The 22,552-nt window shown below is 71.9% G+C and carries 22 protein-coding genes; 11 read left to right on the top strand and 11 right to left on the bottom strand.

Translation table 11 applies throughout. The features are described 5' to 3' along the window. Positions 1-94 precede the first annotated feature (94 nt). A complete protein-coding gene (locus tag OG410_RS37315) occupies positions 95-1,447 on the top strand; it encodes an NAD(P)/FAD-dependent oxidoreductase (protein WP_329303196.1) in 1,353 nt (450 codons plus the stop codon). A gap of 489 nt (positions 1,448-1,936) precedes the next feature. Next, positions 1,937-3,322: a S1 family peptidase gene (locus OG410_RS37310; RefSeq protein WP_329303195.1), complete on the top strand. Its 1,386-nt coding sequence runs from the start codon at positions 1,937-1,939 to the stop codon at positions 3,320-3,322. A gap of 84 nt (positions 3,323-3,406) precedes the next feature. Here the strand turns inward: OG410_RS37310 and OG410_RS37305 are convergent, their stop codons facing one another. Beyond that, entirely contained in the window at positions 3,407-3,598 is a 192-nt protein-coding gene (locus OG410_RS37305) for a hypothetical protein (RefSeq protein WP_326783913.1), read from the bottom strand. Positions 3,599-3,669: 71 nt separating this feature from the next. Beyond that, complete coding sequence (locus tag OG410_RS37300; RefSeq protein ID WP_329303194.1) at positions 3,670-4,365, bottom strand: L,D-transpeptidase family protein; 696 nt, start codon at positions 4,363-4,365, stop codon at positions 3,670-3,672. 261 nt (positions 4,366-4,626) lie between these two features. Between OG410_RS37300 and OG410_RS37295 the strand changes: the two genes are divergently transcribed. Next, the gene (locus tag OG410_RS37295) at positions 4,627-6,027 is read left to right on the top strand and encodes a pyridoxal phosphate-dependent decarboxylase family protein (RefSeq protein WP_329303193.1); all 1,401 of its coding nucleotides are present in this window, start codon (positions 4,627-4,629) and stop codon (positions 6,025-6,027) included. 54 nt (positions 6,028-6,081) lie between these two features. On the opposite strand, the gene OG410_RS37290 is transcribed toward OG410_RS37295, so the two are convergent. The 5 genes from OG410_RS37290 to OG410_RS37270 all read right to left on the bottom strand — a co-directional run bounded on the left by OG410_RS37290 (position 6,082) and on the right by OG410_RS37270 (position 10,172). Continuing rightward, positions 6,082-6,435 carry a VOC family protein gene (locus tag OG410_RS37290; protein WP_329303192.1) on the bottom strand — a complete coding sequence of 118 codons (354 nt, stop codon included), beginning with the start codon at positions 6,433-6,435 and terminating at the stop codon, positions 6,082-6,084. 57 nt (positions 6,436-6,492) lie between these two features. Beyond that, a complete protein-coding gene (locus OG410_RS37285; RefSeq protein WP_329303191.1) occupies positions 6,493-7,311 on the bottom strand; it encodes an SDR family NAD(P)-dependent oxidoreductase in 819 nt (272 codons plus the stop codon). A 61-nt stretch (positions 7,312-7,372) separates the two neighbouring features. Continuing rightward, positions 7,373-8,299, bottom strand: a complete 927-nt coding sequence (locus tag OG410_RS37280) for an SDR family oxidoreductase (RefSeq protein ID WP_329303190.1) — start codon at positions 8,297-8,299, stop codon at positions 7,373-7,375. Positions 8,300-8,457: 158 nt separating this feature from the next. Continuing rightward, the gene (locus tag OG410_RS37275; RefSeq protein WP_329303189.1) at positions 8,458-9,087 is read right to left on the bottom strand and encodes an MBL fold metallo-hydrolase; all 630 of its coding nucleotides are present in this window, start codon (positions 9,085-9,087) and stop codon (positions 8,458-8,460) included. After that, positions 9,087-10,172, bottom strand: a complete 1,086-nt coding sequence (locus OG410_RS37270; protein WP_329303188.1) for an S-(hydroxymethyl)mycothiol dehydrogenase — start codon at positions 10,170-10,172, stop codon at positions 9,087-9,089. Before OG410_RS37270 ends, OG410_RS37275 begins: the two co-directional genes overlap by 1 nt. A gap of 322 nt (positions 10,173-10,494) precedes the next feature. Here OG410_RS37270 and OG410_RS37265 point away from each other — a divergent pair, with 322 nt between their 5' ends. Continuing rightward, positions 10,495-11,940, top strand: coding sequence for an MBL fold metallo-hydrolase (locus OG410_RS37265; RefSeq protein ID WP_329303187.1), 1,446 nt, complete (start codon positions 10,495-10,497; stop codon positions 11,938-11,940). Continuing rightward, positions 11,937-12,683, top strand: coding sequence for a sulfite exporter TauE/SafE family protein (locus OG410_RS37260; RefSeq protein ID WP_329303186.1), 747 nt, complete (start codon positions 11,937-11,939; stop codon positions 12,681-12,683). The genes OG410_RS37265 and OG410_RS37260 overlap by 4 nt, the downstream gene beginning before the upstream one ends. A 25-nt stretch (positions 12,684-12,708) precedes the next feature. Here OG410_RS37260 and OG410_RS37255 read toward each other — a convergent pair whose 3' ends face one another. Then, entirely contained in the window at positions 12,709-12,996 is a 288-nt protein-coding gene (locus OG410_RS37255; RefSeq protein WP_329304399.1) for a metal-sensitive transcriptional regulator, read from the bottom strand. An 81-nt stretch (positions 12,997-13,077) separates the two neighbouring features. Here OG410_RS37255 and OG410_RS37250 point away from each other — a divergent pair, with 81 nt between their 5' ends. From OG410_RS37250 to OG410_RS37240, 3 genes are all read left to right on the top strand, one after another. Then, positions 13,078-13,650, top strand: coding sequence for a rhodanese-like domain-containing protein (locus OG410_RS37250; RefSeq protein WP_329303185.1), 573 nt, complete (start codon positions 13,078-13,080; stop codon positions 13,648-13,650). A gap of 90 nt (positions 13,651-13,740) precedes the next feature. Next, on the top strand, positions 13,741-15,495 hold the full coding sequence (locus OG410_RS37245) for an ABC transporter ATP-binding protein (RefSeq protein WP_329303184.1): 1,755 nt from the start codon (positions 13,741-13,743) through the stop codon (positions 15,493-15,495). A 279-nt stretch (positions 15,496-15,774) separates the two neighbouring features. Next, positions 15,775-16,776, top strand: a complete 1,002-nt coding sequence (locus OG410_RS37240; protein ID WP_329303183.1) for an AraC family transcriptional regulator — start codon at positions 15,775-15,777, stop codon at positions 16,774-16,776. On the opposite strand, the gene OG410_RS37235 is transcribed toward OG410_RS37240, so the two are convergent. Further along, positions 16,745-17,041 (bottom strand): hypothetical protein, encoded by a 297-nt coding sequence (locus OG410_RS37235; RefSeq protein ID WP_329303182.1) that lies wholly within the window; start codon positions 17,039-17,041, stop codon positions 16,745-16,747. The genes OG410_RS37240 and OG410_RS37235 overlap by 32 nt on opposite strands. Before the next feature lie 173 nt (positions 17,042-17,214). Between OG410_RS37235 and OG410_RS37230 the strand changes: the two genes are divergently transcribed. Continuing rightward, the gene (locus tag OG410_RS37230) at positions 17,215-17,580 is read left to right on the top strand and encodes a nuclear transport factor 2 family protein (protein ID WP_329303181.1); all 366 of its coding nucleotides are present in this window, start codon (positions 17,215-17,217) and stop codon (positions 17,578-17,580) included. Positions 17,581-17,856: 276 nt separating this feature from the next. Here the strand turns inward: OG410_RS37230 and OG410_RS37225 are convergent, their stop codons facing one another. Next, positions 17,857-18,876: a polyprenyl synthetase family protein gene (locus OG410_RS37225; protein WP_329303180.1), complete on the bottom strand. Its 1,020-nt coding sequence runs from the start codon at positions 18,874-18,876 to the stop codon at positions 17,857-17,859. Between the two features lie 153 nt (positions 18,877-19,029). Here OG410_RS37225 and OG410_RS37220 point away from each other — a divergent pair, with 153 nt between their 5' ends. Beyond that, the gene (locus tag OG410_RS37220) at positions 19,030-20,274 is read left to right on the top strand and encodes a glycosyltransferase (protein ID WP_329304396.1); all 1,245 of its coding nucleotides are present in this window, start codon (positions 19,030-19,032) and stop codon (positions 20,272-20,274) included. 120 nt (positions 20,275-20,394) lie between these two features. Here the strand turns inward: OG410_RS37220 and OG410_RS37215 are convergent, their stop codons facing one another. Further along, on the bottom strand, positions 20,395-21,066 hold the full coding sequence (locus OG410_RS37215) for a TetR/AcrR family transcriptional regulator (RefSeq protein ID WP_329303179.1): 672 nt from the start codon (positions 21,064-21,066) through the stop codon (positions 20,395-20,397). Positions 21,067-21,287: 221 nt separating this feature from the next. Between OG410_RS37215 and OG410_RS37210 the strand changes: the two genes are divergently transcribed. After that, positions 21,288-22,547 carry a YncE family protein gene (locus OG410_RS37210; RefSeq protein WP_329303178.1) on the top strand — a complete coding sequence of 420 codons (1,260 nt, stop codon included), beginning with the start codon at positions 21,288-21,290 and terminating at the stop codon, positions 22,545-22,547. Positions 22,548-22,552: the final 5 nt, after the last annotated feature.

Here is a 22,552-nt window from a genome sequence, read left to right as displayed (position 1 = left end):
CACGCTTCGGGGTACGCGGCGGTGCAGTGGCACGCGTCCGCGACCCGTGTGAGCCTGGGCTCGCGGCTGGCACCAGTGGAAAGAGGCTGCTCTGATGCAAGGACCGAACATCGTCATCGTCGGCGCGGGTTTCGCCGGAGTCGAGGCCGCCAGAAGCCTGGAACGGACGCTCGCCCCCGGCGAGGCCAGGGTCACCCTGATCAGCCCCACCGACTATCAGCTCTATCTGCCGCTGCTGCCCCATGTCGCCGCCGGTGTCGTCACACCTCAGTCCGTCGCGCCCTCGCTGCGCCGGATCCTGCACCGCACCGCGCTGGTACCGGGCGGAGTGATCGGTGTCGACCCGGAAGCCAAGGTGTGCGTCGTCCGGAAGATCACCGGAGACCTCGTCGATCTGCGCTACGACTACCTGGTACTCACCCCGGGAAGCGTCACCCGCACCTTCGACATCCCTGGGCTGGCGGAGGAGGCGCGCGGGATGAAGACGCTCGCCCAGGCCGTGTATCTGCGCGACCACGTCATCGCCCAACTCGACCTGGCGGCGGCCACGTCGGACTACGACGAGCAGGCCGCGCGGCTCCAGTTCGTGGTGGTCGGCGGCGGGTACGCGGGCACCGAGACGGCGGCCTGTCTCCAGCGCCTGACCACCGCGGCGGCACGGCGCTACCACCCCCGTATCGACCCGGGTCTCATCAAGTGGCATCTGATCGACGTCGCCCCGAAGCTGCTGCCCGAACTGGGGGACAAACTCGGCGCGAGCGCGCTGCGGATGCTCAGCGCACGCGGCGTACGGATCTCGCTGGGCACCTCCGTCGCCTCCGTCACCAAGGACGAGATCACCCTCACCGACGGGCGGGTGCTGCCCTCGCGGACGCTGGTGTGGACCGCGGGCGTCGCCGCGAGTCCGCTGGTCGACTCACTGGGCGCGGAGACGGTGCGCGGACGGCTCGTCACCGAGCCCGACTTCAGGGTGCCGGGACTCGACGGGGTGTTCGCCCTGGGCGACGCGGCGGCGGTGCCCGACCTGGCCAGGGGCGACGGCTCCGCCTGCCCGCCGACCGCCCAGCACGCGGCCCGGCAGGGCCGGCACGCGGCCAAGGTCCTCGCGGCGAAGCTGCGCGGCGAGCCCACCCTGCCGTACCGGCACAAGGACCTCGGTCTGGTCGTCGACCTCGGCGGCCACGACGCCGTGTCCAAACCGCTCGGCATCGGCCTCAAGGGCGCGCCCGCACAGCTCGTGGCCCGCGGATACCACCTGTACGCCCTGCGCACGGGCGCCGCCCGGTTCCGTACGGGTGCCAACTGGCTGCTCAACGCCGTCGCGGGCGACGACTTCGTCCGCACCGGCTTCCTCGCGGACCGCAAGGGAACCCTGCGGGACTTCGAACGGACGGACGTGTATCTGAGCCGGGCCGAGGTGGCCGCCCGGACCCGCACGGGCGTCTAGTGCCGTGACAGGCAACGTTCGCCCCGTCGCGACTCCCGGCACGCACTCTCGCCGCACCGGCCGAAAGCCCAAGTACATCCAGTACGAGGACTTCCGGCCGGCACACCGAGAGCACGCACCGGGCGCCGCTCCTTGACGGGCAAACATTGCCTGCCGCGGCACTAGGACCCCGACGCCCGTCCTGCTGTCGGACAGGGTCCGGCCCTCTCCTCGGACAGCGCCCGTTTCTCCCGTCGGACGGCGTCGCACTCCGGTCGTCCCAGCGCCCCTCGGAGTGCGGCGACTTCGGCGGCTCGAAGCCCGGGCCGGCATCAGGAGCGCCCCCGCGCGCCCCTGATGCCGGCCCGTTCCCGACACGATCCGGCCACCTGTGCGAGAGCTCCGGAAGGCGGTGAACGCGCGGGCCGGGACGCACGTATGAGGGGAGGGCCCTCGACCGGGGCCTTCGGCGGCGAGGCCGCCGCTCCGTACGGTTTCGGGAGCCCACGCATGAGGCACGCACGACGACGGATCGTCCAACGGGGGGCGCGCCTGGCGGCCGTCGGCGGGCTGCTCTGCGGGGGGTTCATGGTGACACGCGCCATGGCGAGCGAACCCTCCGGCGCGTCGGGCACCGCGGCGAGTTCGGCGCGGGTCGCGGCGGACACGGGTGCCGGACTCGTGTCCCGGCTGGGTACCTCACGGACGGCCGGCAACTGGATAGCCGCCGACGGCCGTCCCGTCGTCGCGGTCACCGACGCGGACGCCGCGGACGCGGTGAAGCGGGCGGGTGCTCGCCCGAAGGTCGTGACGCACAGCATGCAGGACCTCAAGTCCGCGACACAGACGCTCGGTTCGGCACCCCGCGTACCGGGCACGGCGTGGGCGGTGGACTACACGAAGAACGAGGTGGTGGTGCAGGCCGACAGCACGGTCTCCGCCACCGACTGGTCGCGCATGACCAAACTGGCCGACGGCATCGGCGACTCGGTGCGGATGCAGCGGACCCAGGGCACGTTCACCACGCGGGTGAACGGCGCGCAGGCGATCTTCTCGACGAGCGGACGCTGCTCGGCGGGGTTCAACGTGACCAACGGGCAGAGCGAGTTCATCCTCACGGCCGGACACTGCGGCCCCGCCGGATCGGTCTGGTTCTCCGACAACACGGGCAAGCAGCAGGTGGGCCGCACGGTCACCACGGCGTTCCCCGGCAGTGACTTCTCGCTGATCCAGTACGACACCGGGCAGCAGACCTCTGCCGGGAACAACGTCGTGTCCATCGGCGGCGGCAACGGCGTACGGATCACCGGCGCCGCCGATCCGGCGGTGGGCCAGCGGGTCTTCCGCAGCGGCAGCACCAGCGGGCTGCGCGACGGCAAGGTGACCGCGCTCAACGCGACGGTCAACTACCCCGAGGGCACGGTCACCGGGCTGGTCGAGACGACGGTGTGCGCCGAACCCGGCGACAGCGGCGGCCCGTTGTTCTCCGAAGGCATCGCGCTCGGGGTGACCTCGGGCGGCAACGGGGACTGCAAGATCGGCGGTACGACGTTCTTCCAGCCCGTCACCAAGGCGCTGACGGCGCTGGGAGTGACGCTCGCGGGTCAGCCCGCGCAGGGCGCCGGTGGTGCGGCCCAGCCGTCCCTCGCCCCGTCGGCGTCGGCGATGGCCTCGCAGGGAGGGGCGCCGGGTTCGGCGGCTCCGGGCGCGGTCGAGGCGGTGGGTGAGACGGGGGCGGCCGTGTCGTTCGTCTCCGAGCTCACCGACCCGAACAATGTCGGGCCTGGTCTGCTCGTCATCGGGGGAAGCGTCATCGCGTTCGTGGCGACCCGGTTCATCCGCACCGAGCAGGACCGCAACGCCTACCGGCGGCAGTATTCACAGAGCTGGGGCTGACGGGCCGCGGAGGTCGGTGCCACGTTCGAAGTGAGATGAGGTGAGGGCTCCCCGGGAACGGGGAGCCCTGTCGGACGTGGAGGATCAGGCGGCCCGGGTGGCCGAGGACGAGGGAGCGGCCTTCGCCCACTCCAGGACGAGGCGCTGGTACTCGCGCCGCTCGTCCATGTTCAGCGACCCACCTGCCCGGAACCAGAGAGCCCGGATCTCCTCGTTGACTTCGGCAGCGGATCGCTGAGTGTCGTTGTCAAGAGTGGTGCACATGGCGTGAAGCATACGGCCCTTGACGTGAAGATGATGTGAGTAAAGACCCACCGGGCGACATAACGGACCGTGAAGCTCGTCACTCACGTGCCGGGCTTGCGGCCGTACACGTAGACGTCGTCACCGTTCTTGAGCAGCGACCAGTACTTCTTGGCCGTCGTCGGAGTCATGTTGACGCAGCCGTGCGAGCCGGGCGGGTTCCACATGCTGAGGCCCACCGAGTGGAAGGCCTGACCGCCGTCGAAGAACTGGCTGTAGGGCATGGCCACGTTGTAGATGGTCGAGACGTGGTCGATGTGGCGCCAGTAGATCTTCTTCAGGCCGGTGCGGGTCTCGTAGCCGTCCCTGCCCGTGCGGACCGGGACCGGTCCGTAGACCAGGCGGCTGCCGTCCTGGATCCAGCTGAGCTGGAGCGTGAGGTTGACGCAGGCGATACGGCCCTTGTTCACCGGGCACTTGCCGTCCCGGTTGGGGTTGCTCCCCACGGCCTTCTGCTTGTTCATGAGGTCCATCACACCCCAGGTGACAGGGCCCGCGTACCCGATGTTCGGGGTGATGCCGTGCTTGTTCTGGAAGGCCTGGATCGCCTTGCAGTCGGTGGTGGACTGCCGGCCGTCGACGGGCCGGCCGAGGAACTTCTCCACCTGCTTCTGGTACGGGCCGGCGGCCGTCGTGCAGCTCGCGGCCTGGGCGGGCGTCGCGCCCAGCGCGAGGGTGAGCGGTGCCACCAGTCCGGTGAGTCCGAGCGCGACAGCTCCCCGCCTGCGTATGTCCCCCATGGCGGACCTTCCTGTTGTGTCCATCGTCCTGTCTGCCTACTAGACCGTCCTAGAGGGTATTGCGTTGTACGTCCGGTCAGACAGGCACGAAACCGTGACATTCCTCGCTGTGACGGCTCCGGCCCCCGGCGTCGCGCCGTCGCCCCGGGTCCGCCGGATCACGACGGGACGGCCGGGCCCGGCTGCGCGTCCGCTCCGGACCGGTCCGCTTTCCGCGAAGTGGACCGCTTGTTCGACGGGCGTTCCTTCTAGGCTGCCGTCATGCACCCCGCGCTCTCCGACGACCTCGACCGTCTCCCCGAACTCCTGCAGGCCGCCCGGGACTTCGCCGTCCAGGAGGTGAGCGGCCTCGACGGCCGTCCCGTCGCCCGGCTCGGCAAGGCGCCCGCCCCCGACCCCCTTCCGGGCCGTGGCGCCGGTGCCGAGGGCGCCCTGGCCCGGTTCGCCGGACGCTGGGCACCCGGGTTCTCCGGCTCGGCGGGCCCGCGCTACCTCGGGTTCGTCACCGGCGGCGCGACGCCCGCCTCGCTCACCGGGGACTGGCTGACCAGCGCCTACGACCAGAACGTCTCGGGCGCCACCGGATCCTTCGCGAGCGCGCTGGAGCACGAGACGCTGGGCTGGCTGCGTGAGCTGTTCGGGCTCGGCGAGGAGCACCACGGGGCGTTCGTGAGCGGCGCGACGGTCTCGAACACGGTCGGGCTCGCGATCGCGCGGGAGTGGCTCGGCGAGCGCCGGGGCGTGTCGGTCGCGCACGACGGAGCCGGCGCGCTCGGTCCGGTGGACGTGCTGTCGGGCCGCCCCCATTCGAGCGTCACCAAGGCCCTGTCGATCCTCGGCCTCGGCCGCAACAGCCTGCGTCGGGTGCCGGTGCTGCCCGGCAACCGCGAGGCCGTGGACGTCGAGCGCCTCGATGCCGCGCTCACCGCGCTCGACGGGCGTCCGGCCGTCGTCGTGGCGAACGCCGGGACCGTCGACACGGTCGACTTCGACGATCTGCGGGCCATCGCCGCGCTCAGGGAACGCCATGACTTCTGGCTGCACGTCGACGCGGCGTTCGGCGGATTCGCCGCGCTGTCACCCGCGTACTCCTCGCTGGTGGCGGGCCTGGACGACGCCGATTCCGTCTGTGTCGACCTGCACAAGTGGCTCAACGTCCCCTACGACGCGGCCGTCCAGTTCACCCGTCGTCAGGACCTCCAGGTCCGGGTCTTCCACAATGCCTCGCCCTATCTGGGACTCCCCGGCGGCGACCCCGACTTCCTGCACCTGACGCCGGAGAACTCGCGCCGGCTGCGCGCGCTCCCGGCCTGGTTCTCGCTGGCGGCCTACGGGCGCGAGGGGCATCGCGAGATCGTCGAGCGGAACGTCGCGCTCGCCCGGCGGCTGGGCGAGCGGATCGCCCGTACCCCGGGACTGCGGCTGCTCGCGCCGGTGCGGCTGAACGTCGTGTGCTTCACCCTCGCCGACGACCCGACCGAGCGGCGGGTGCGCGCGCTGGCCGACACCGTCGCCGCCTCGGGCGAGGCGTTCGTGACACCGACGTGCTACGACGGCACCCACGGGCTGAGGGCCGCGTTCAGCAACTGGCGTACGTCCGAGGCGGACACGGACCGGGTGTTCGCGGCCGTCGCGCGTCACCGCACGGAGCCACGCCTGTGACGGCCGGCGACGGTTGGCGGCGCAGGGGTCACGGGGCGGTCATCGGTCCTCGCGTCAGGCGGGCTGCCACAGCTCGACGCGGTTCCCTTCCGGGTCGGTGACCCAGCCGAACCGGCCGACGCCGTCCATGTCCTGGGTCTCCTCCGCCACGTCCGCTCCCCGGGCGCGCAGTTGCGCGAGCATCGCGTCCAGGTCGCGGACGCGGAAGTTGAGCATCGTCTGCCGGCCGGGGGACCCGAAGTAGGCGGTTTTGGACTCGAAGGCCGCGAACACGGTCGGCCCGGCTTCCGGGTGCCACAGGCCGTTCTCGTCGGCGTCCAGGCCCAGACAGTCGCGGTACCACGCGCTCAGGGCCGCCGGGTCGCCGGCGCGCAGGAAGTATCCGCCGATTCCGAGCACACGTTCCATGAGGCCATCCTGTCAGCAGGGGTCCCGGACGGACCGGCACCACACCTGTCGCCCGCTTCAGCTTCCGTCGTCGCTCAGGCCCTCGCCACCGCCTCCGACCGCCTGCCGGAACCTCTTGTTGACGCCCAGCAGGCCGCCGTCGACACACAGGGTCGTCCCGGTGATCCAGGACGCGTCGCGGGAGGCGAGGAAGGCGACGGCGGCCGCGATGTCCTCCGGTTCACCGACCCGGCCTAGCGGGTACAACTGCCGGGCCGCCGAGGCCAGAGCGTCCTCGCGGCCTTCCCAGGCCGTGGTACGGACCGTTCCCGGCGCCACCAGGTTGACGCGGACACCCCTGTCGGCGGCGTGGCCTGCCAGCGTGCGGGTGAGCGACATCAGTCCCGCCTTGGCCGCGCTGTAGGCGTGGTTGCCGAAGTCCTGGATGCCGTTGACGGAGCCGATGGTGACGATGGCCCCGCGGCCGGAGGCGACCAGGTGCGGGAGCGCCGCGCGGGAGCAGCGGTAGGCGCCGGTGAGGGTGATGTCGAGATCACGGGCCCATGACTCGTCGCTCTCGTCCTCGAAGAGCGGGGCGTCGGGGCTGCACCGGTAGGCGTTGTTGACCAGGACGTCGAGCGAGCCGAAGGCGTCCACGGCGTACGCCACGGCGGCCTCGACCTGGGCCCGCTGCCCCACGTCACAGGTGAACGCCTCGGCCCGCGAGCCGAGTTCACGCAGTGCGGCGGCGGTCTTCTCGGCCTCGACCGGGTCCACGTCGGTGACGAGGACCTGAGCCCCCTCCGCGGCCAGGCGGTGGGCGGTCGCCGCACCGATGCCGCGGGCCGCGCCCGTGATCAGAACCCCGTGTCCCTCGAAGCGCCTCATCGCAGTCATGGCTGCGAAGGTACCTCCATGATCGTGACGGCGACAGAGGACGGTCCGGACCCGCCGTCCGTCAGCGGTACCCCGTCGCGTCCGCCGGTTTCCCCTTGTCCTGCACTTCGACCATGTAGCGCCAGGCGTCCGGTCGGCTGCCGTCCCGGTCGGTGAAGCCGTACACCTGGGCGAGCTGCCCGCTGGAGAGGGACTGCCCGTTCCAGCGCGCTCGTTCGGGATCGGCGGCCAGGGCGGCGACCGCGCGCCCCACGTAGCAGGGCGTCTCGGAGATGGCGAAGTGCGGCACGTTCGCCTCGGCGTCGTGCCAGTTCTCCTCGGTCACACCGAAGGCTTCGAGCATCATCTCCGAGCGCAGCCAGCCGGGGGTGAGCGCCACGGCGGTGGCGCCGCGCGGGCCCAGTTCGTGCCCGAGGGCGAACGCCATGCGCAGGACGGCGGACTTGGCGATGTCGTAGAAGAAGGAGATCCGGTAGGTGTCCCGGTTGTACTCCGCGGTGCCGTCGGTCATCTCGACGACCAGGCCGCCCGGGGTGCGCAGCAGCAGGGGCAGTGCGTGGTGGCTGGTGATCGCGTGGGTCTCGATGGCCAGTCGGAGCATCCTGCGTCCGTTGTCGAGGTCGTGCTCCCAGACGGGCACGTCCCATTCGAAGAGCTTCTCGGCGCCCCAGATGTCGTTGACCAGGATGTCGAGACGGCCCTGTTCGTCCGCGATCCGGGCGACGAGCTCGGCCACCTCGGCCGGGACGAGGTGGTCGGTGGGGACCGCGATGCCGCGTCCGCCCGCCGCGGTGACCAGGTCCGCGGTGTCCTCGATGGTCTCCGGGCGGTCGTACTCCGAGCGCCGTTCACGTGTGCTGCGGCCGGTCACGTAGACGGTGGCGCCGGCCGCGCCCAGTTCGACGGCGATTCCGCGGCCCGCGCCCCGGGTCGCGCCCGCCACCAGCGCGACCTTGTCCCGCAGCGTGCCTTCCAGCGGCCCTGACATGTCCGACCTCCGTGCTCGTGGCGTCCACGGGCGCTCACCCGTGCGTCCCTCCGAGCCTCTCTCGGAAGCCGGACATCTTCTGTCAGGTATCCGTATGGCGGCTTCGCCGTGTCGCCGCGCGGCGGGGACGGACGTCCGGCCGGCGCGGCGGCGGGGCGTCAGTGGCCGCGTGCGATCCAGGTCTCCAGGTGCGGGGCCTCCGCTCCGATCGTGGTCGTCCCGCCGTGGCCCGTCCGTACGACCGTGTCGGCGGGCAGGGTGAGCAGCCGGTCGCGGATGGACTCGACGATCGTCGGGAAGTGGGAGTAGGACCGGCCGGTCGCCCCCGGGCCGCCCTGGAAGAGGGTGTCGCCGGAGAACAGCGTGCGAAGGCCCGGGTCGTAGAGGCAGACCGCGCCGGGGGCGTGGCCCGGGGTGTGCAGCACGGTCAGATCGGTGCCCGCGGCCTCGATCACCTGCCCGTCCTGGAGCCAGGCGTCGGGCAGGCGGTCCGGGTGGGTGAGCTTCCACAGCGGCAGGTCGTCGGGGTGGAGCCAGATGGTGGCTCCGGTGCGCTCCGCCAGGGCGGGAGCGGCGTCGATGTGGTCGTTGTGGGCGTGGGTGCACACGATCCCGCGCAGGCGGCGGTCGCCCACCGCCTTCGCGATGGCGTCGGCGTCGTGCGCGGCGTCGATCACGACGGCCTCGTGGTCGTCGCCCACGATCCAGACGTTGTTGTCGACCTCCCAGGTGCCGCCGTCGAGTTCGAACGTGCCCGAGGTGACGAGGTGTTCGATGCGCGCGGTCATCAGAAGGTCACCACCGAGCGCAGCACGTCACCGTGGTGCATCCGCTCGAAGGCGGCCTCGATGCCGTCCAGGGCGATCGTCTCGCTCACGAACGCGCCCAGGTCCAGGCGTCCTTGGAGGTGCAGGTCGATCAGCATCGGGAAGTCTCGGGAGGGCAGACAGTCGCCGTACCAGGACGACTTGAGGGTGCCGCCGCGGCCGAAGACGTCGATCAGGGGGAGTTCGAGCTTCATGTCGGGGGTGGGCACGCCCACGAGGACGACGGTACCGGCGAGGTCGCGGGCGTAGAACGCCTGCGTGTACGTCTCGGGGCGGCCCACCGCCTCGATGACGACGTCGGCGCCGAACCCGCCGGTGAGTTCGCGGATCGCCTCGACGGGGTCGGTCTCCCGGGAGTTGACGGTGTGCGTCGCGCCGAGCTTCTCGGCGGTCGTGAGCTTGCGGTCGTCGATGTCCACGGCGATGATCTTCGCCGCGCCCGCGAGCCGGGATCCCGCGATCGCCGCGTCGCCGACGCCGCCGCAGCCGATCACGGCGACGGTGTCGCCCCGTCCGACGTTGCCCGTGTTGATGGCGGCCCCGATGCCGGCCATGACTCCGCAGCCGAGCAGTCCGGCGACCGCCGGGGAGACGGCCGGGTCGACCTTGGTGCACTGTCCGGCCGCGACCAGCGTCTTCTCGGCGAAGGCGCCGATTCCGAGCGCCGGGGACAGCTCGGTGCCGTCCTTCAGCGTCATCTTCTGCTTCGCGTTGTGGGTGTCGAAGCAGTACCAGGGGCGTCCGCGCAGACAAGCACGGCACTGTCCGCACACCGCACGCCAGTTGAGGATGACGAAGTCGCCGGGCGCCACGTCCGTGACACCGGCGCCGACCGACTCCACGATTCCGGCAGCCTCGTGGCCGAGCAGGAACGGGAAGTCGTCGTTGATACCGCCCTGCTTGTAGTGCAGGTCCGTGTGGCAGACCCCGCAGGCCTGGATCTTCACCACGGCCTCGCCCGGCCCCGGATCCGGCACGACGATGGTCTCGACGCGCACCGGCTCGTTCTTGCCCGGTGCGATCACGCCCCGTACTTCCTGCGCCATGTGAGTGAGCCCTTCCCTGAGTCGACGTTCCGTCAGCCGACCCTACGGGGTGACGGGCCGGTAGAAGGCCAGGTGGCCGCTGCGGCCACGGTCCCGGTGCGGCGAACGGCCGACCCGTGGCGGCCGGCGGCGCCCCGCGCACCGCCGTTCCGGAGGCAGAGGACACGGCCGGGACCACGGACGAGGGCGAGGAGAGGCGCGTCACCAGCGGCTCCCAGATACCCCCGGGGGTATCTCTGCTACCGTGGGACACATACCCCCGGGGGTAATTTTCGCAGAGCCGCGAAGCCTGTCGGGCTTCACGCGGGAGAGGAGTGCTGCCATGTTCTTCGTCGACACCATCGAGGTGGCGGGCCTGGGCAACCGGAGCTATCTGGCCGGCGGCCCGCGCACCGCCGTCGCCGTCGATCCGCCCAGGGACATCGAGCGGGTGATCACGGCGGCGGCCCGGCGGGGCGTGCGGATCACCCACGTCGTCGAGACGCATCTGCACAACGACTACGTGAGCGGCGGCCTGGAGCTGGCCCGGCTCACCGGGGCCGCCTACCTGGTCCCGGCCGGTGCCCGGGTCGCGTTCGAGCGGGTCCCCGTGGCCGACGGTGACACCGTGCGGGTGGACACCGGGCTGACACTGGAGGCGCTGGCCACGCCCGGACACACCCCGCACCACACCTCGTACGTGCTCCGGGAGAACGGGCAGGCCGTCGTGGCCTTCACCGGCGGATCGCTGCTCATCGGCACGGTCGGCCGGCCCGATCTGGTGGAGCCGCGGCTGACCGGGGAGCTGGCCCGCGCCCAGCACGCCTCGGCGCACCGGCTCGCGGCCGAGCTGCCCGACGACACCGCCGTCCTGCCCACCCACGGCTTCGGCAGCTTCTGTTCCGCCGGAACCGCCGAAGGCGACGCGACCACGATCGGGCGCGAGCGCGCCGGCAACGAGGCCCTGGTCAAGGATGTCGACTCGTTCGTCGCGGACCTGCTCGCCGGACTCGACGACGTGCCCGCGTACTACGTCCACATGGGCCCCGCCAACGCCGGGGGCCCGGCGCCCGTAGATCTGACCCCGCCCGCGCTCGCGGACGCCGTGGAGATCGCCGCGCGGCTCGCGGCCGGCGAGTGGGTCGTGGACCTGCGCGGCCGGCTCGCGTTCGCCGCGGGGCACGTCGCCGGAGCGGTCAACTTCGAGGCGGACGGCCAACTGGCCGTCTATCTGGCCTGGCTGCTGCCCTGGGGCAGGCCGGTCACCCTGCTCGCCGAGTCCCCGGAACAACTCGCCCACGCACAGCGTGAACTGGCACAGGTCGGTGTGGACCGTCCGGCCGCGGCGGCGGTCGGCTCGCCGGCCGACTGGCTGCGCGAGGGGGAACGGCCGCGCACCTTCCGGCGCGCCGGCTTCGCCGAACTGGCCGAGGCGTACGCCTCCCCCGGACGGCCCGTGATCCTGGACGTCCGGCGCGACTCCGAACGCGCCGCGGGGCATGTCGCGGGGTCCGTGCACGTCCCGGTGCACCAGGTGCGCGACCGGCTCGGGGAGATACCCGCCGGGACCGTCTGGGTGCACTGCGCCGGAGGTATGCGGGCCGCCGTCGCCGCCTCGCTGCTCGACGCGGCGGGCCGGGACGTCGTGGCCGTCGACGACGCCTTCGCCGCCGCGGCCGCCTCCGGCCTGCCCATGACGCCGAGCGCCCCCTCCACTCCCTCCACGCCGACCTCCGCCCCCTCCGCCCCCGGCACGGCCTACCGCGCGTCCGAGGACCCCGCGGCGTGAGCGTCCTGATCCTCGCCCTCGCCGCCGGGGCCGTGACCGGGCTCGCGCTCGGTGCGCTGGGCGGCGGTGGCAGCGTGCTGACCGTGCCCGCCCTGATCTACCTGCTCGGATTCACTCCCTCGGCAGCCACCACCGCGAGTCTGGTCATCGTCACCCTGACCTCGGTGACCGCGCTGTCGGCGCACGCCCGGGCGGGCACTGTCCGCTGGCGTGCCGGAGCGCTGTTCGCGGCGGCCGGGCTGATCCCCGCGGCACTGGGCGGGGCGCTCTCCGGACAGCTTCCTCCGGCCGTGCTGACCGGCGCGTTCTCGCTGATCGCGGGCCTCGCGGCGTTGCGAATGCTCCGGCCCCCGGCCGGTGGGCCGGGCGCCGTGCCCGCGGGGACCGGAAGGATCACCGGGACGGGCGCCGGCCTCGGCGCGGTGACCGGGGTACTGGGGGTGGGCGGCGGCTTTCTCGCCGTACCGGCCCTCGTGAACGTCGTGGGTCTGCGGATGCGGGCCGCCGTCGGCACCAGCCTGCTGGTGATCACGGCGAACTCGCTCGCGGCGCTGCTCGCCCGCGCGGGTACGGCGCAGAGCCTGGACTGGGCGGTCGTCGCGCCGTTCGCCGGGGCCGCCGTCCTCGGCGCGTGGGACGGGAAGCGACTGGTGGCCCGGGTGTCCGGCGGCACGCTTCAGCTGATCTTCGCCTGGGCCCTGCTGGCCGTGGCCGCGCTGATGCTCCTGGACGTGGCGATGTGAGGCTCGGGCCAGGACGCTCCGCGGCTCAGGCCAGCGACAGGAAGAGCTTCTCCAGCCGGGCCCTCATCCGGTCACCGGTCTCACCGTTCTGCGCGCCCTTCTCGACGTCGGCCAGACACTGCTGGAGCCCGGTGGCGATGATCGCGAAACCGGCCCGGTCCAGGGCGCGGGAGGCGGCGGCGAGCTGGGTGACCACGTCCTCGCAGTCGCGTCCCTCCTCGATCATCCGGATCACTCCGGAGATCTGTCCCTGCGCCCGGCGCAGCCGGTTCAGCACCGACTTGAGCTCGTCACCCGCGAGTTCCAGTTCCACGAACACTCCTCCGTCCATACCCCTAGGGGTATTGTACTCCGCCCTGCGGGGCACCTCTGAAGAGCAAGGATGACACTCCGTATGAACACCCCCGTCTCCCTCGACGTCGACCAGGCCCGTGGACGCCTCGGCGAGCTGACCGTCATCGACGTCCGCACCCCCGGCGAATACGCCTCCGGCCATCTGCCGGGCGCCCTGAACGTCCCGCTGGACCGGCTCCGTCGTGCGCTGCCCGTGCTCGGGAACGCCCGGACCGAGCTGCTCGTGGTCTGCGCCTCCGGCAACCGCTCGGCGAACGCCTGCGCCCTGCTGGCCGAGCACGGCGTGCCTGCGGCCACCCTCACCGGCGGCACCGGTGCCTGGGCGGAGCGCGGCCACGAGCTGCACCGCCCGGCCACCGCGACGCGGACCGCCTGGTCCCTGGAGCGCCAGGTCCGCTTCACCGCCGGCACCGTCGTCCTCACCGGCCTCGGCCTCGGACTCCTGCACCCCTCCTGGCAGTTGCTCTCCGCAGGTGTCGCGGGCGGCCTGGTCCTCTCGGCGCTCACGAACACCTGCGGCATGGCCGCGCTGCTCTCGAGACTCCCGCACAACCGGCCCCGCCCTGCGGACCTCGCCGCCACCCTCGCGGCCCTCGGGGAGCGCGTGTCCTGAACTCCGCGCGGATCCGGGGCAGTCGGGGCCGGTCCGCCCGGACCGCCGACGTAGCCTGAGGGCTCCGTCCACATCCCCGCGAGGAGCGCCGTGAGCCTGACCGAGGCCGAACCCGAGGTGCCCGCGTGGCGCCTGCTGTCCGGGTACGTACGACCGCACCGCCGGGCACTGTTCGGGGGCGCGCTGCTGGCGCTCGCGACCGGGGCCACCGGTCTGCTGCTGCCACTGGTGGCGCGCGGCCTCATCGACGACCTGTCGCACGACCGGCCGATCGGCCGGGCCCTGTTCGGCATGGCGGCCCTCGTGGTGACCAACGCGGCGGTGGGAGCGCTGGGTTCGTACGTTCTGCGGCGCACCGCGGAGTCGGTGGTGCTCGGCGCGCGCCGCGCCCTGTCGTCGTATCTGCTGCGGCTGCGCATACCCGCCGTGGACCGCAGCGAGCCCGGCGACCTGATGGCGCGCATCACCTCCGACACCACCCTGCTGCGCGAGGTCACGACCGATTCGCTGGTCGGCCTCGGCACCGGCGGCCTCACCCTCGTCGCGACGGTGGTGATGATGGGCCTGGTCGACGTGGTGCTCCTCGGCGTCACGCTGGGCGTGGTGCTGTGCGCGGGTTCGGTGCTCGCCCTGATCGTGCCGCGCATCAACCGGGCGAGCAGACAGGCTCAGGACGCCGTCGGGGTGATGGGGGCCTCGCTGGAACGGACCCTCGGCGCGCTGCGGACGATCAAGGCGTCGGGCGCCGAGCACCGCGAGGAGCGGAGCGTCCACGAGGCCGCCGAGGAGTCCTGGCGGCAGAGCGTGCGGGCGGCCGGATGGTCGGCGGCCGCCGGCAACACGGCCGGTCTGGCGATGCAGGTCGCCTTCATCACGGTCCTCGCGGTGGGCGGCGCCCGGGTCGCGACCGGCGCCATCGACGTCGGCACACTGGTCGCCTTCCTGCTGTACGTGTTCTACCTGATGTCACCGATCCAGCAGGTGGTCGGCGCGGTCACGCAGTACCAGGCGGGTGCCGCCGCGCTCGCCCGCATCCAGGAGGCCCTGCGGCTGCCCGCCGAACCCGCCGCCCTGCCCGCACCCCTGCCGACGCCGGGCGCGGAACCGGCGACGCTCGCCTTCGAGGACGTCCGCTTCCGGTACGGCGACGACCTGCCGTACGTCCACCACGGCGTGACGTTCACCGTCCCGGCCCGGGGCCTGACCGCGTTCGTCGGCCCTTCCGGAGCCGGCAAGACCACCGTGTTCTCGCTCATCGAGCGGTTCTACGAGCCCGAGGCGGGCGTCATCAGTGTGGACGGCCGCGCGCTGGAGGAGTGGGAGCTGCCCCGGCTCCGTTCCGCCATCGGCTACGTCGAGCAGGACGCGCCGGTGCTGTCCGGCTCGCTGCGCGACAATCTCCTGCTCGGCAATCCGGAGGCCGAGGAGGGCGAGCTGACACGGGTGCTGAAGACGACCCGCCTCGACGGCCTCGTGTCCCGGCTGCCGAACGGTCTGGACACCCTCGTCGGGCATCGCGGCACCAAGCTGTCCGGCGGCGAGCGCCAGCGTGTCGCCATCGCGCGGGCCCTGCTGCGCCGCCCCCGGTTGCTGCTCCTCGACGAGGCCACCTCGCAGCTCGACGCGGTCAACGAGGCCGCGCTGCGCGACACGGTCGCCGACGTGGCCCGTACGACCACGGTTCTGGTGGTCGCCCACCGGCTGTCCACGGTCACGACGGCCGACCGTATCGTCGTGATGGACGCGGGCCGCGTCCGTGCCGTGGGCACCCACCGCGAACTCGTCGCGGCGGACCAGCTCTACGCCGAACTGGCCGCCACCCAGTTCCTCGCGACCACGGGATGACCCGGGCACGGTGACCGGACCACAGCCCGGCACCCGGACCGCACCCCCGGCATCCCCGGCATCCCGCCTCGGAACGGCCCCGGCACGTTGACCACACCCCGTCGTCCGGACGGCACCCCTCCACCGCGCCCGGCGAAGAATCCCGCGGCGGTTCCTTGGCGACGGCCCGGCTCTCCTCTATGGTGATGCCTTCCTTCCGCCCCGGGGCGGTCGTCCGCACGCCGCCACCCCCGACCGGGCGGCGAGGCACGTCCCACCCGGATACGCAGGCGACTGATCATGGTCAACAACCGACACCCGGCCGGGCAGGCCGCCCCCGGAACCATCTGCGCGGCCCCCGTCGGCCCACCCGCCGGCCTGGAAGTGATCTCGCTCGCCGCGCTGCGCGCCCGGACCCGTGCCCACGGCACCGATCTCGGCGCGCCGCAGCGTCCCGCCTTCCACCAGGTGCTCACGCTGGCCTCCGGCACCCTGCGCCAGAGCGTGGACTTCACCGCCCATGACGTCGTGCGGGACACCTGGCTGTGGACGCGCCCCGGGCAGGTCCTGCAGTGGGGGGATCTCACGGGGGCCGAGGGGACACTGATCGCCTTCGAGCGGGACTTCCCGGGCGCGGCCACCGTCCGCGCGGCCCGGCTCGACGACCCGCACGCCCGCGTGCTGTGCGCCCCCGAAGGCGAGGTCGCCACCTCGTTGCGGGTGGCGACCGAGCATCTGGTGCACGAGTTCCGGGCACCCGGGCGGCTGCCGCGCGACGCGCGAAGCGCCGTACTGCGTCATCTGCTGGACGTGCTGATCCTGCGCCTGGCCCATCCGGAAGGATCGGACGCCCCTCCCACCGGGCCCGGCGAAACCTTTCTTCGCTTCCGGGCGGCCGTCGAGCGGGACTTCGCGCGCACCCGGCGGGTGGACGACTACGCCCTCACCCTCGGCTACTCGGCCCGCACGCTGTCCCGGGCCGCCCTCGAATCGGCGGGCATCGGCGCCAAGGAGTTCATCGACCGCAGGGTGATCCTGGAGGCCAAGCGGCTGCTCGCCCACACCGACCTGGCCGCCGCCCGCATCGCCGCGCAGCTCGGCTTCTCCAGCGCCACGAACTTCGCCAAGTACTTCCACCAGCGTGCCGGGCAGGCTCCCATCGCGTTCCGCACGGCGGTACGCGGACGCGGCTCGGGCATCCCCTCGGCCCGGGACGGAGGGGATGCCGCCGCTGCCGACGCCTGCCAGGGCCGTCAGGGCCCGTCGGACGCTAGCCCTGGATGCCCGGGAGGAGCCCCGTGACGGGCGCGGCGAGGTCGGTGATCTGGTGCAACTGCTTCAGGTCGTTCAGCGGGTTCAGACCCGCGAGCTGGGCGGAGGGCCGCGGAAGCCCGGCCTGCTGCCCGTCGGGGATGTCGCTCGTCGCGAGTGATTCGAGCGTGGCGACGGGGTTCGCCTTCCCTGCGCCGTGAGCCTCGGAGCCCGCGGCCGTCGCCATCGGCGCGACAAGTCCCGTGACGCCGACGGCGAGACCAACGGCGGCGACGATACGTCGTGTTGAGATCATGCAATCAGCAACGGCTCCGGCCCCGGAGCGGACACGGCCCGGGGTGCGCGCTCACCCGGGAGGCGCATCGGGCCCCTTGCGTTTGCCGTGGGCCCCGAGGCGGAGGACGCTCGATACTGAGGCGCTTCACGGTCGGCTCGTGGCCGGTCCACGCCTTCCTGAGGAGGTCACCCATGGGCACAGCGGCAGCCCCCGCCTTCGACACCGAGGCGCTGCGCCGGGGCATTGAAGGACACAGTGCGGCAGATCTGCTGTCGCTCTACGCCGACGACGCGGAACTGCGCATCGTCGACCGCAACACCCAGCCCAGCCACCCGATGGTCAAACACGGTCGCGCCGAGATCGCCGAGATGCTCGACGACGTCTACAGCCGGGACATGACGCACAAGATGGACCAGTGCGTCATCCAGGGCGACCACGTCGCCTACACCGAGACCTGCGTGTACGCGGACGGGGTACGGGTGATGAGCACGTCGATGATGTCGTTGCGCGACGGCAAGATCGCCGAACAGACGCTGGTACAGGCATGGGACGAGTAGGGAGGAACTGGCCGAAGGTCCAGGTCACGTCTCGTCTGACCTGGACCTTCTCCGCGGGCGCGGCGATGGGGAGTTCACGCCCGGACCGGTCTCGACGGAGGCACGGGGTCTCCGCGGCGGGCCTGCGGGTGTCCGCCTCCCTGCTGGACTCGATCCTGCGGACGGCGCGTTCGTATCCGCGTCCCCCTGCGGCTCGTACCGCCCGAAGGCTTCGTATCCGGCCCCGGTGAGTACCGCGCGGCCGCGTGCGCCGGCTTGTGGCGGGCCGAGTCGCCGTCAGAGCTGGGGCGTGACCGCTCGGGCGACGGGCTCAGCCGCCCGCAGCAGCATCGGGGAGGCCCGGTCCACGAGGTCGTGCAGGACATCCGAATAGGCCGTGTCGCCCCCGAGTTCGTCCAGGAGGCGGTGGGCACGGTCGCGGAAGACGCTGGTGTCCTTCTCGTAGCGGCGCAGCACGTCCGGTGCGAGAAGGATGCCGGTGAGCTCCGCCCGGGCATCGGTCGAGTGGCGTGCGGCGGCGTGCAGTTCCAGGACGTCGCCCGCGCGATCCGGTCCGGCGCTCTCCAGCGCGCACGCCAGCAGATAGGTCACCGTGCCGTTCGCGAGGTCTTCGTTGCGGCCGGTCAGGATGTCCTGCTGATCGTTGAAGAGCTGCCACAGAACGCCGAGGACGTTGCCGAACTCCCGCCAGAGCTCGACTCGTTCGTCCGGGCGGTCGGCCAGTCGCGCGGCCATGGCGGTGACCATGCTGAACGGGGCGCCGGATTTCCCGAGGTAGGCCGTGACCACGGCGTCGCGGGTGGCCGCGTCCGCGCGCAGGTCCCTCAACTGCCCCTCGGTCGCGGTGATCCAGCACCTCACGACCTCGGCCGACAGCGGCCCGCGCGCCTTCTCGGGGATCCGCGGCGACTGAACGACGAGCAGGGGAAGCGGAATTCCGCTGATGACCGTGGCGAGCAGCGCCTCGCTCTCGCCGAGACCGCCGGCGGCGAAGACGGCCTGACCGTCGGCGAGGTCGTCCAGGTAGCACGCGGAGGTCCACCACAGTTCGTGGACGACGGCCAGCGGAACGGCCGGTCCGGTCGCCCCCGTCTCCACGGCGTGGACGATCACCGGCAGCACGGACAGAGGGTAGGCGAAGGTCCGGTGCTCCAGGAGTTCGGCGACCGCGGCCCGGACGGACACGGCCGACGGTCCCAGCATGTCGAGCGCGGACGCGCGCTCCGCCTCGATGCCCGCGGACATCTCCCGATGCAGATCCATGTACGACTTCGCCCGCACGCAGTCCACCCCCACCACTGAAATTGTTCGAGCGCTGATTCGATCATTCGCCATGATGGTGAGCCAGAGCAACTTTCCGCCATGGCCGGTTCCTTGAGAGCTCTTCCCGCCGGAGAAGCGGCGGGTGCCACGAACCTCGCCATACTGGATCTCGTGCGAGTAGCGATCCTGACCGCGGGTTCACGGGGCGACGTGGCCCCGTTCACCGGACTCGGACGCGGCCTGGTGCGGGCCGGGCACGACGTGACCCTGGTGACACACGGGTGCTTCGCGGGCCTGGTGTCGGATTCGGGGGTGGGGTTCCACGCGCTGCCCGTCGATCCGCGGGCCGAACTGGAGTCCGGGCGAGGGCGGCGGCTCCACCGGAGTGCCACGGGCGCCGGGAAGATCATCAGGCTGGCAGGAATCGCCCGGTCGCTCGTCGGGCGGCTGACCGACGACATGATCGCGGCCGCCCGCTCCAGTGACGTCCTCCTGCTGGCCGGTTCGCTGGGACCGCTCGGGTACGCCGTCGCGGAGGGGCTGGGCCTGCCCAGCATGGGAGTACATCTCCAGCCGCTGGCACCGACAAGGGAGTTCGCGCCCCCGGTGGCCGGCACCGGCTCCTGGGGACCCACGGTCAACCGGGCGGCCGGGTACGGGGTGAACCTGGCCGTCGAGCGGGTCTACGCGGAGACGGTGCGGAACCTGCGCGAGGGACTCGGCCTGCCGCCCGTGGGTCCCCTCGCCGCCCGTCGCGCCCGCGAACGGCTGGCCTGGCCGGTGCAGCACGGGTTCAGCCCTCTGGTGGTTCCCCGGCCGCGGGACTGGAGACGCGGGCTCGACGTCTGCGGCTACTGGTGGCCCTACGACGGCCAGGACGCCCGGCTCCCCTCCGCGCTGGAGGACTTCCTGGACGCGGGCCCCGCTCCCGTCTTCGTGGGCCTGGGCAGCGCGACGGTCCCCGATCCCGGACGGCTGAGCGGCGAGATCGTACGTGCTCTGCGGGCCGCCGGGCTGCGTGGGGTGATCCAGCGGGGGTGGGGCGAGCTGCGCGCCACCGGTGACGACATGTTCACGGTCGGGGAGGTGCCTCACTCGATCCTGTTTCCCCGGACGGCGGCGGTGGTGCATCACGCCGGGGCCGGCACGACCGCGGCGGGGCTGCGGGCCGGGGTGCCCGCGGTGCCCGTGCCGGTCCAGTTCGACGAGGGTTTCTGGGCGGCGCGGCTCGTCGCGCTCGGGGTCGCGCCCGGCGTCCTGTCGCCACGCGGGCTGCGCGCGGAGCGGCTGGCGCCGGCCCTGGCCCGGGCGACCACGGATCCCGCGTTCCGGCGAAGCGCGCGGAACCTGGCGGAACGCCTTCGCACGGAGGACGGGGTGACCCCGGTGGCAGAGGCCCTGACCCGGCTCGAACACTTCGGACACCCATGACGGCTCCTTGACTCCGGCAGCTCCCACGGCTCCCACGGCTCCCACGGCTCCGGAAACGCCGGCTGCTCGCCGACGGCACCAGCGAGGGCGAACCCTTTTGCCGCCCTTGACCGCGTCCTGCTAGGTACTCGTGATCCCGTCCGCGCTCCAGCCGGCAGGGCGCAGGATCCCGAGCAGTTGGCGAACCAGCTCCTCCACCACCTCATCCAGGGTCGCGTCCACCCAGCCGGCGTTCCAGTCGTGCAGCAGACCGTTCACGCTGCCGATGAAGGCGGTGGCGGCCAGCCGGTAGTCACGCGGCGCAGCCTCCCCCCGGGCGATGGCACCCGCCGCCTCGCCGCAGATGAACTCCACCCAGCGGGCCCGGCGGGCGAGCCGCTGTTCCTCCAGCCGCGCGCTCACGCCGATGATCTCCACGAAGGTGATACGGATGCGGCGCGGATCGCTCGTCACGTTCGCCGCGTAGGCGCGGAAGAGAGCGGTGGCACGCTCGGCGAGCGGCAGGTCGCCGGCTTCGGCGAGCGCGGCCAGAGCGGCCTGCTCGGCCCAGTCGTTGACCTGCAGATGCAGCGCCGCCAGTACGTCTTCGAGGCTGCGGAAAGCCTCGTAGAACTGGCGCGTGGACAGTCCCGCCGCCTCGCTGAGGGCCGCCACGGTCGTGGACCGGTACCCGGGCCCGGCGCCGAAGAGCTGGAGCCCGGCGTCGAGAAAACGACGGCGGCGCTCCGCCTGCCGCTCCTCCGCCGTCCTGCCGCCGTAGCGGCCGGTGGGCTGTCTGAGCCTGCCCGCCACGTGTCCCTCCCCAGCACCCGTCACGAACCGGTGTTCGCCCCCTTCCGCGATTTTCTCGTGCACCGACCCTTGTGAAGAGGCTCCCTCAGTCCTTACTTTCCAGTAAGTGAACTTTGAAAGCAGGCATGTTCAGATTCTCGCCTGTCACGCACGTCGCGCACGCACAGCACGCTTCTCCACCGTGCCGTCACCCGCACTCCCCCACCAGACAGGGACCCTCCATGTCCGTCCTCAGAGCCAGACACCTCTGTTCACTCGCCGCGGCCCTCACGCTCACCCTCGGCGGCACTGCGACCGCCGCTTCCGCCGTCGGCTCGCAGGCCTCCGCCACCGATCTGCGGGAGGTGATGTTCGTCGGCAACAACTGGGAAGGCACCTCGGACGTCATCAAGTCCTCCGGTGACTTCGCGAAGATCGGCCGGATCAATGTCATCCCGGACAAGGCCGAACGGCTCGCGGCGATCAACGCCGATCCCATCAAATGGGCCTACTTCATGGGCATCCGGAACGGCGTCGGCGAGGGACACGACCAGTTCGTCGACGACATGTACTCGACGCCGGACGGCCGGTCGGTGGTGGTCTCGCGCCCGAGTTTCGCCGATGTCGTCTCGATCGACCTCGCCACCGGGCGAATCAACTGGCGTTTCGCCGTGTCGGGTTACCGCTCGGACCACATGGCCGTGTCGCCCGACGGCACCCGGGTCGCGGTCTCGGCCTCCACCGCGAACACCGTGCACGTGCTCGACATCACGACCGGCAGGCAGCTCGGCTCGTTCGCGACCGGCGACAAACCGCACGAGAACATCTTCACCCACGACGGCAAGTACATCTGGAACATGGCCATCGGTGACGTCACCACCGCACTGGACGACCCCTGGCTGGACTGGACGAAGGGCGACCGGAAGATCACGGTCGTCGACGCGGCCACCTTCAAGCAGGTCAAGGTGATCGACATGCGCCAGCGCCTGGACGCCATCGGCCTCAAGGACTTCTCCGACGCCGTCCGCCCTGCCGTCTTCTCGCCGGACGAGTCCAAGCTGTACTTCCAGGTGTCGTTCTTCAACGGCTTCCTGGAGTACGACGTGGCCACCGACAAGATCACCCGGGTGAAGACCCTCCCGAAGAACCCCGCCACCAGCAGCGACCGCACGACCTGGGTCAACGACTCGCGCCACCACGGCATTTCGATGAACCCCTCGGGTACCAGGCTGTGCGTCGCGGGGACGATGGACGACTACGCGACGGTCGTCGACCGCGCGACCCTTCAGGAAGGACCGCTGGTCCCCGCCGCCAAGCCGTACTGGGCGACCGTGAGCGGTGACGGCAAGGACTGTGTCGTCTCCGAGAGCGGCGCCGACCAGGTCACCGCCATCGACTTCGAGACCGGGCTGAAAACGGTGTCGGTGCCGGTCGGCGACCACCCCCAGCGGGTCCGGCTCGGCCATGTGGAAGCGAACTGGACCGGCCAGGGCGGTAGCTGACGATC

Origin of the sequence: Streptomyces sp. NBC_00659 (assembly GCF_036226925.1) — a bacterium.
Taxonomy (GTDB): domain Bacteria; phylum Actinomycetota; class Actinomycetes; order Streptomycetales; family Streptomycetaceae; genus Streptomyces.
This window is presented reverse-complemented; position numbering and strand designations above follow the sequence as displayed.

Coding starts and splice junctions, on each gene's coding strand:
- OG410_RS37315 (WP_329303196.1), top strand. CDS start 95: ATGCAAGGACCGAACATCGTCATCGTCGGCGCGGGTTTCGCCGGAGTC.
- OG410_RS37310 (WP_329303195.1), top strand. CDS start 1,937: ATGAGGCACGCACGACGACGGATCGTCCAACGGGGGGCGCGCCTGGCG.
- OG410_RS37305 (WP_326783913.1), bottom strand. CDS start 3,598: ATGCTTCACGCCATGTGCACCACTCTTGACAACGACACTCAGCGATCC.
- OG410_RS37300 (WP_329303194.1), bottom strand. CDS start 4,365: ATGGGGGACATACGCAGGCGGGGAGCTGTCGCGCTCGGACTCACCGGA.
- OG410_RS37295 (WP_329303193.1), top strand. CDS start 4,627: ATGCACCCCGCGCTCTCCGACGACCTCGACCGTCTCCCCGAACTCCTG.
- OG410_RS37290 (WP_329303192.1), bottom strand. CDS start 6,435: ATGGAACGTGTGCTCGGAATCGGCGGATACTTCCTGCGCGCCGGCGAC.
- OG410_RS37285 (WP_329303191.1), bottom strand. CDS start 7,311: ATGACTGCGATGAGGCGCTTCGAGGGACACGGGGTTCTGATCACGGGC.
- OG410_RS37280 (WP_329303190.1), bottom strand. CDS start 8,299: ATGTCAGGGCCGCTGGAAGGCACGCTGCGGGACAAGGTCGCGCTGGTG.
- OG410_RS37275 (WP_329303189.1), bottom strand. CDS start 9,087: ATGACCGCGCGCATCGAACACCTCGTCACCTCGGGCACGTTCGAACTC.
- OG410_RS37270 (WP_329303188.1), bottom strand. CDS start 10,172: ATGGCGCAGGAAGTACGGGGCGTGATCGCACCGGGCAAGAACGAGCCG.
- OG410_RS37265 (WP_329303187.1), top strand. CDS start 10,495: ATGTTCTTCGTCGACACCATCGAGGTGGCGGGCCTGGGCAACCGGAGC.
- OG410_RS37250 (WP_329303185.1), top strand. CDS start 13,078: ATGAACACCCCCGTCTCCCTCGACGTCGACCAGGCCCGTGGACGCCTC.
- OG410_RS37240 (WP_329303183.1), top strand. CDS start 15,775: ATGGTCAACAACCGACACCCGGCCGGGCAGGCCGCCCCCGGAACCATC.
- OG410_RS37235 (WP_329303182.1), bottom strand. CDS start 17,041: ATGATCTCAACACGACGTATCGTCGCCGCCGTTGGTCTCGCCGTCGGC.
- OG410_RS37230 (WP_329303181.1), top strand. CDS start 17,215: ATGGGCACAGCGGCAGCCCCCGCCTTCGACACCGAGGCGCTGCGCCGG.
- OG410_RS37210 (WP_329303178.1), top strand. CDS start 21,288: ATGTCCGTCCTCAGAGCCAGACACCTCTGTTCACTCGCCGCGGCCCTC.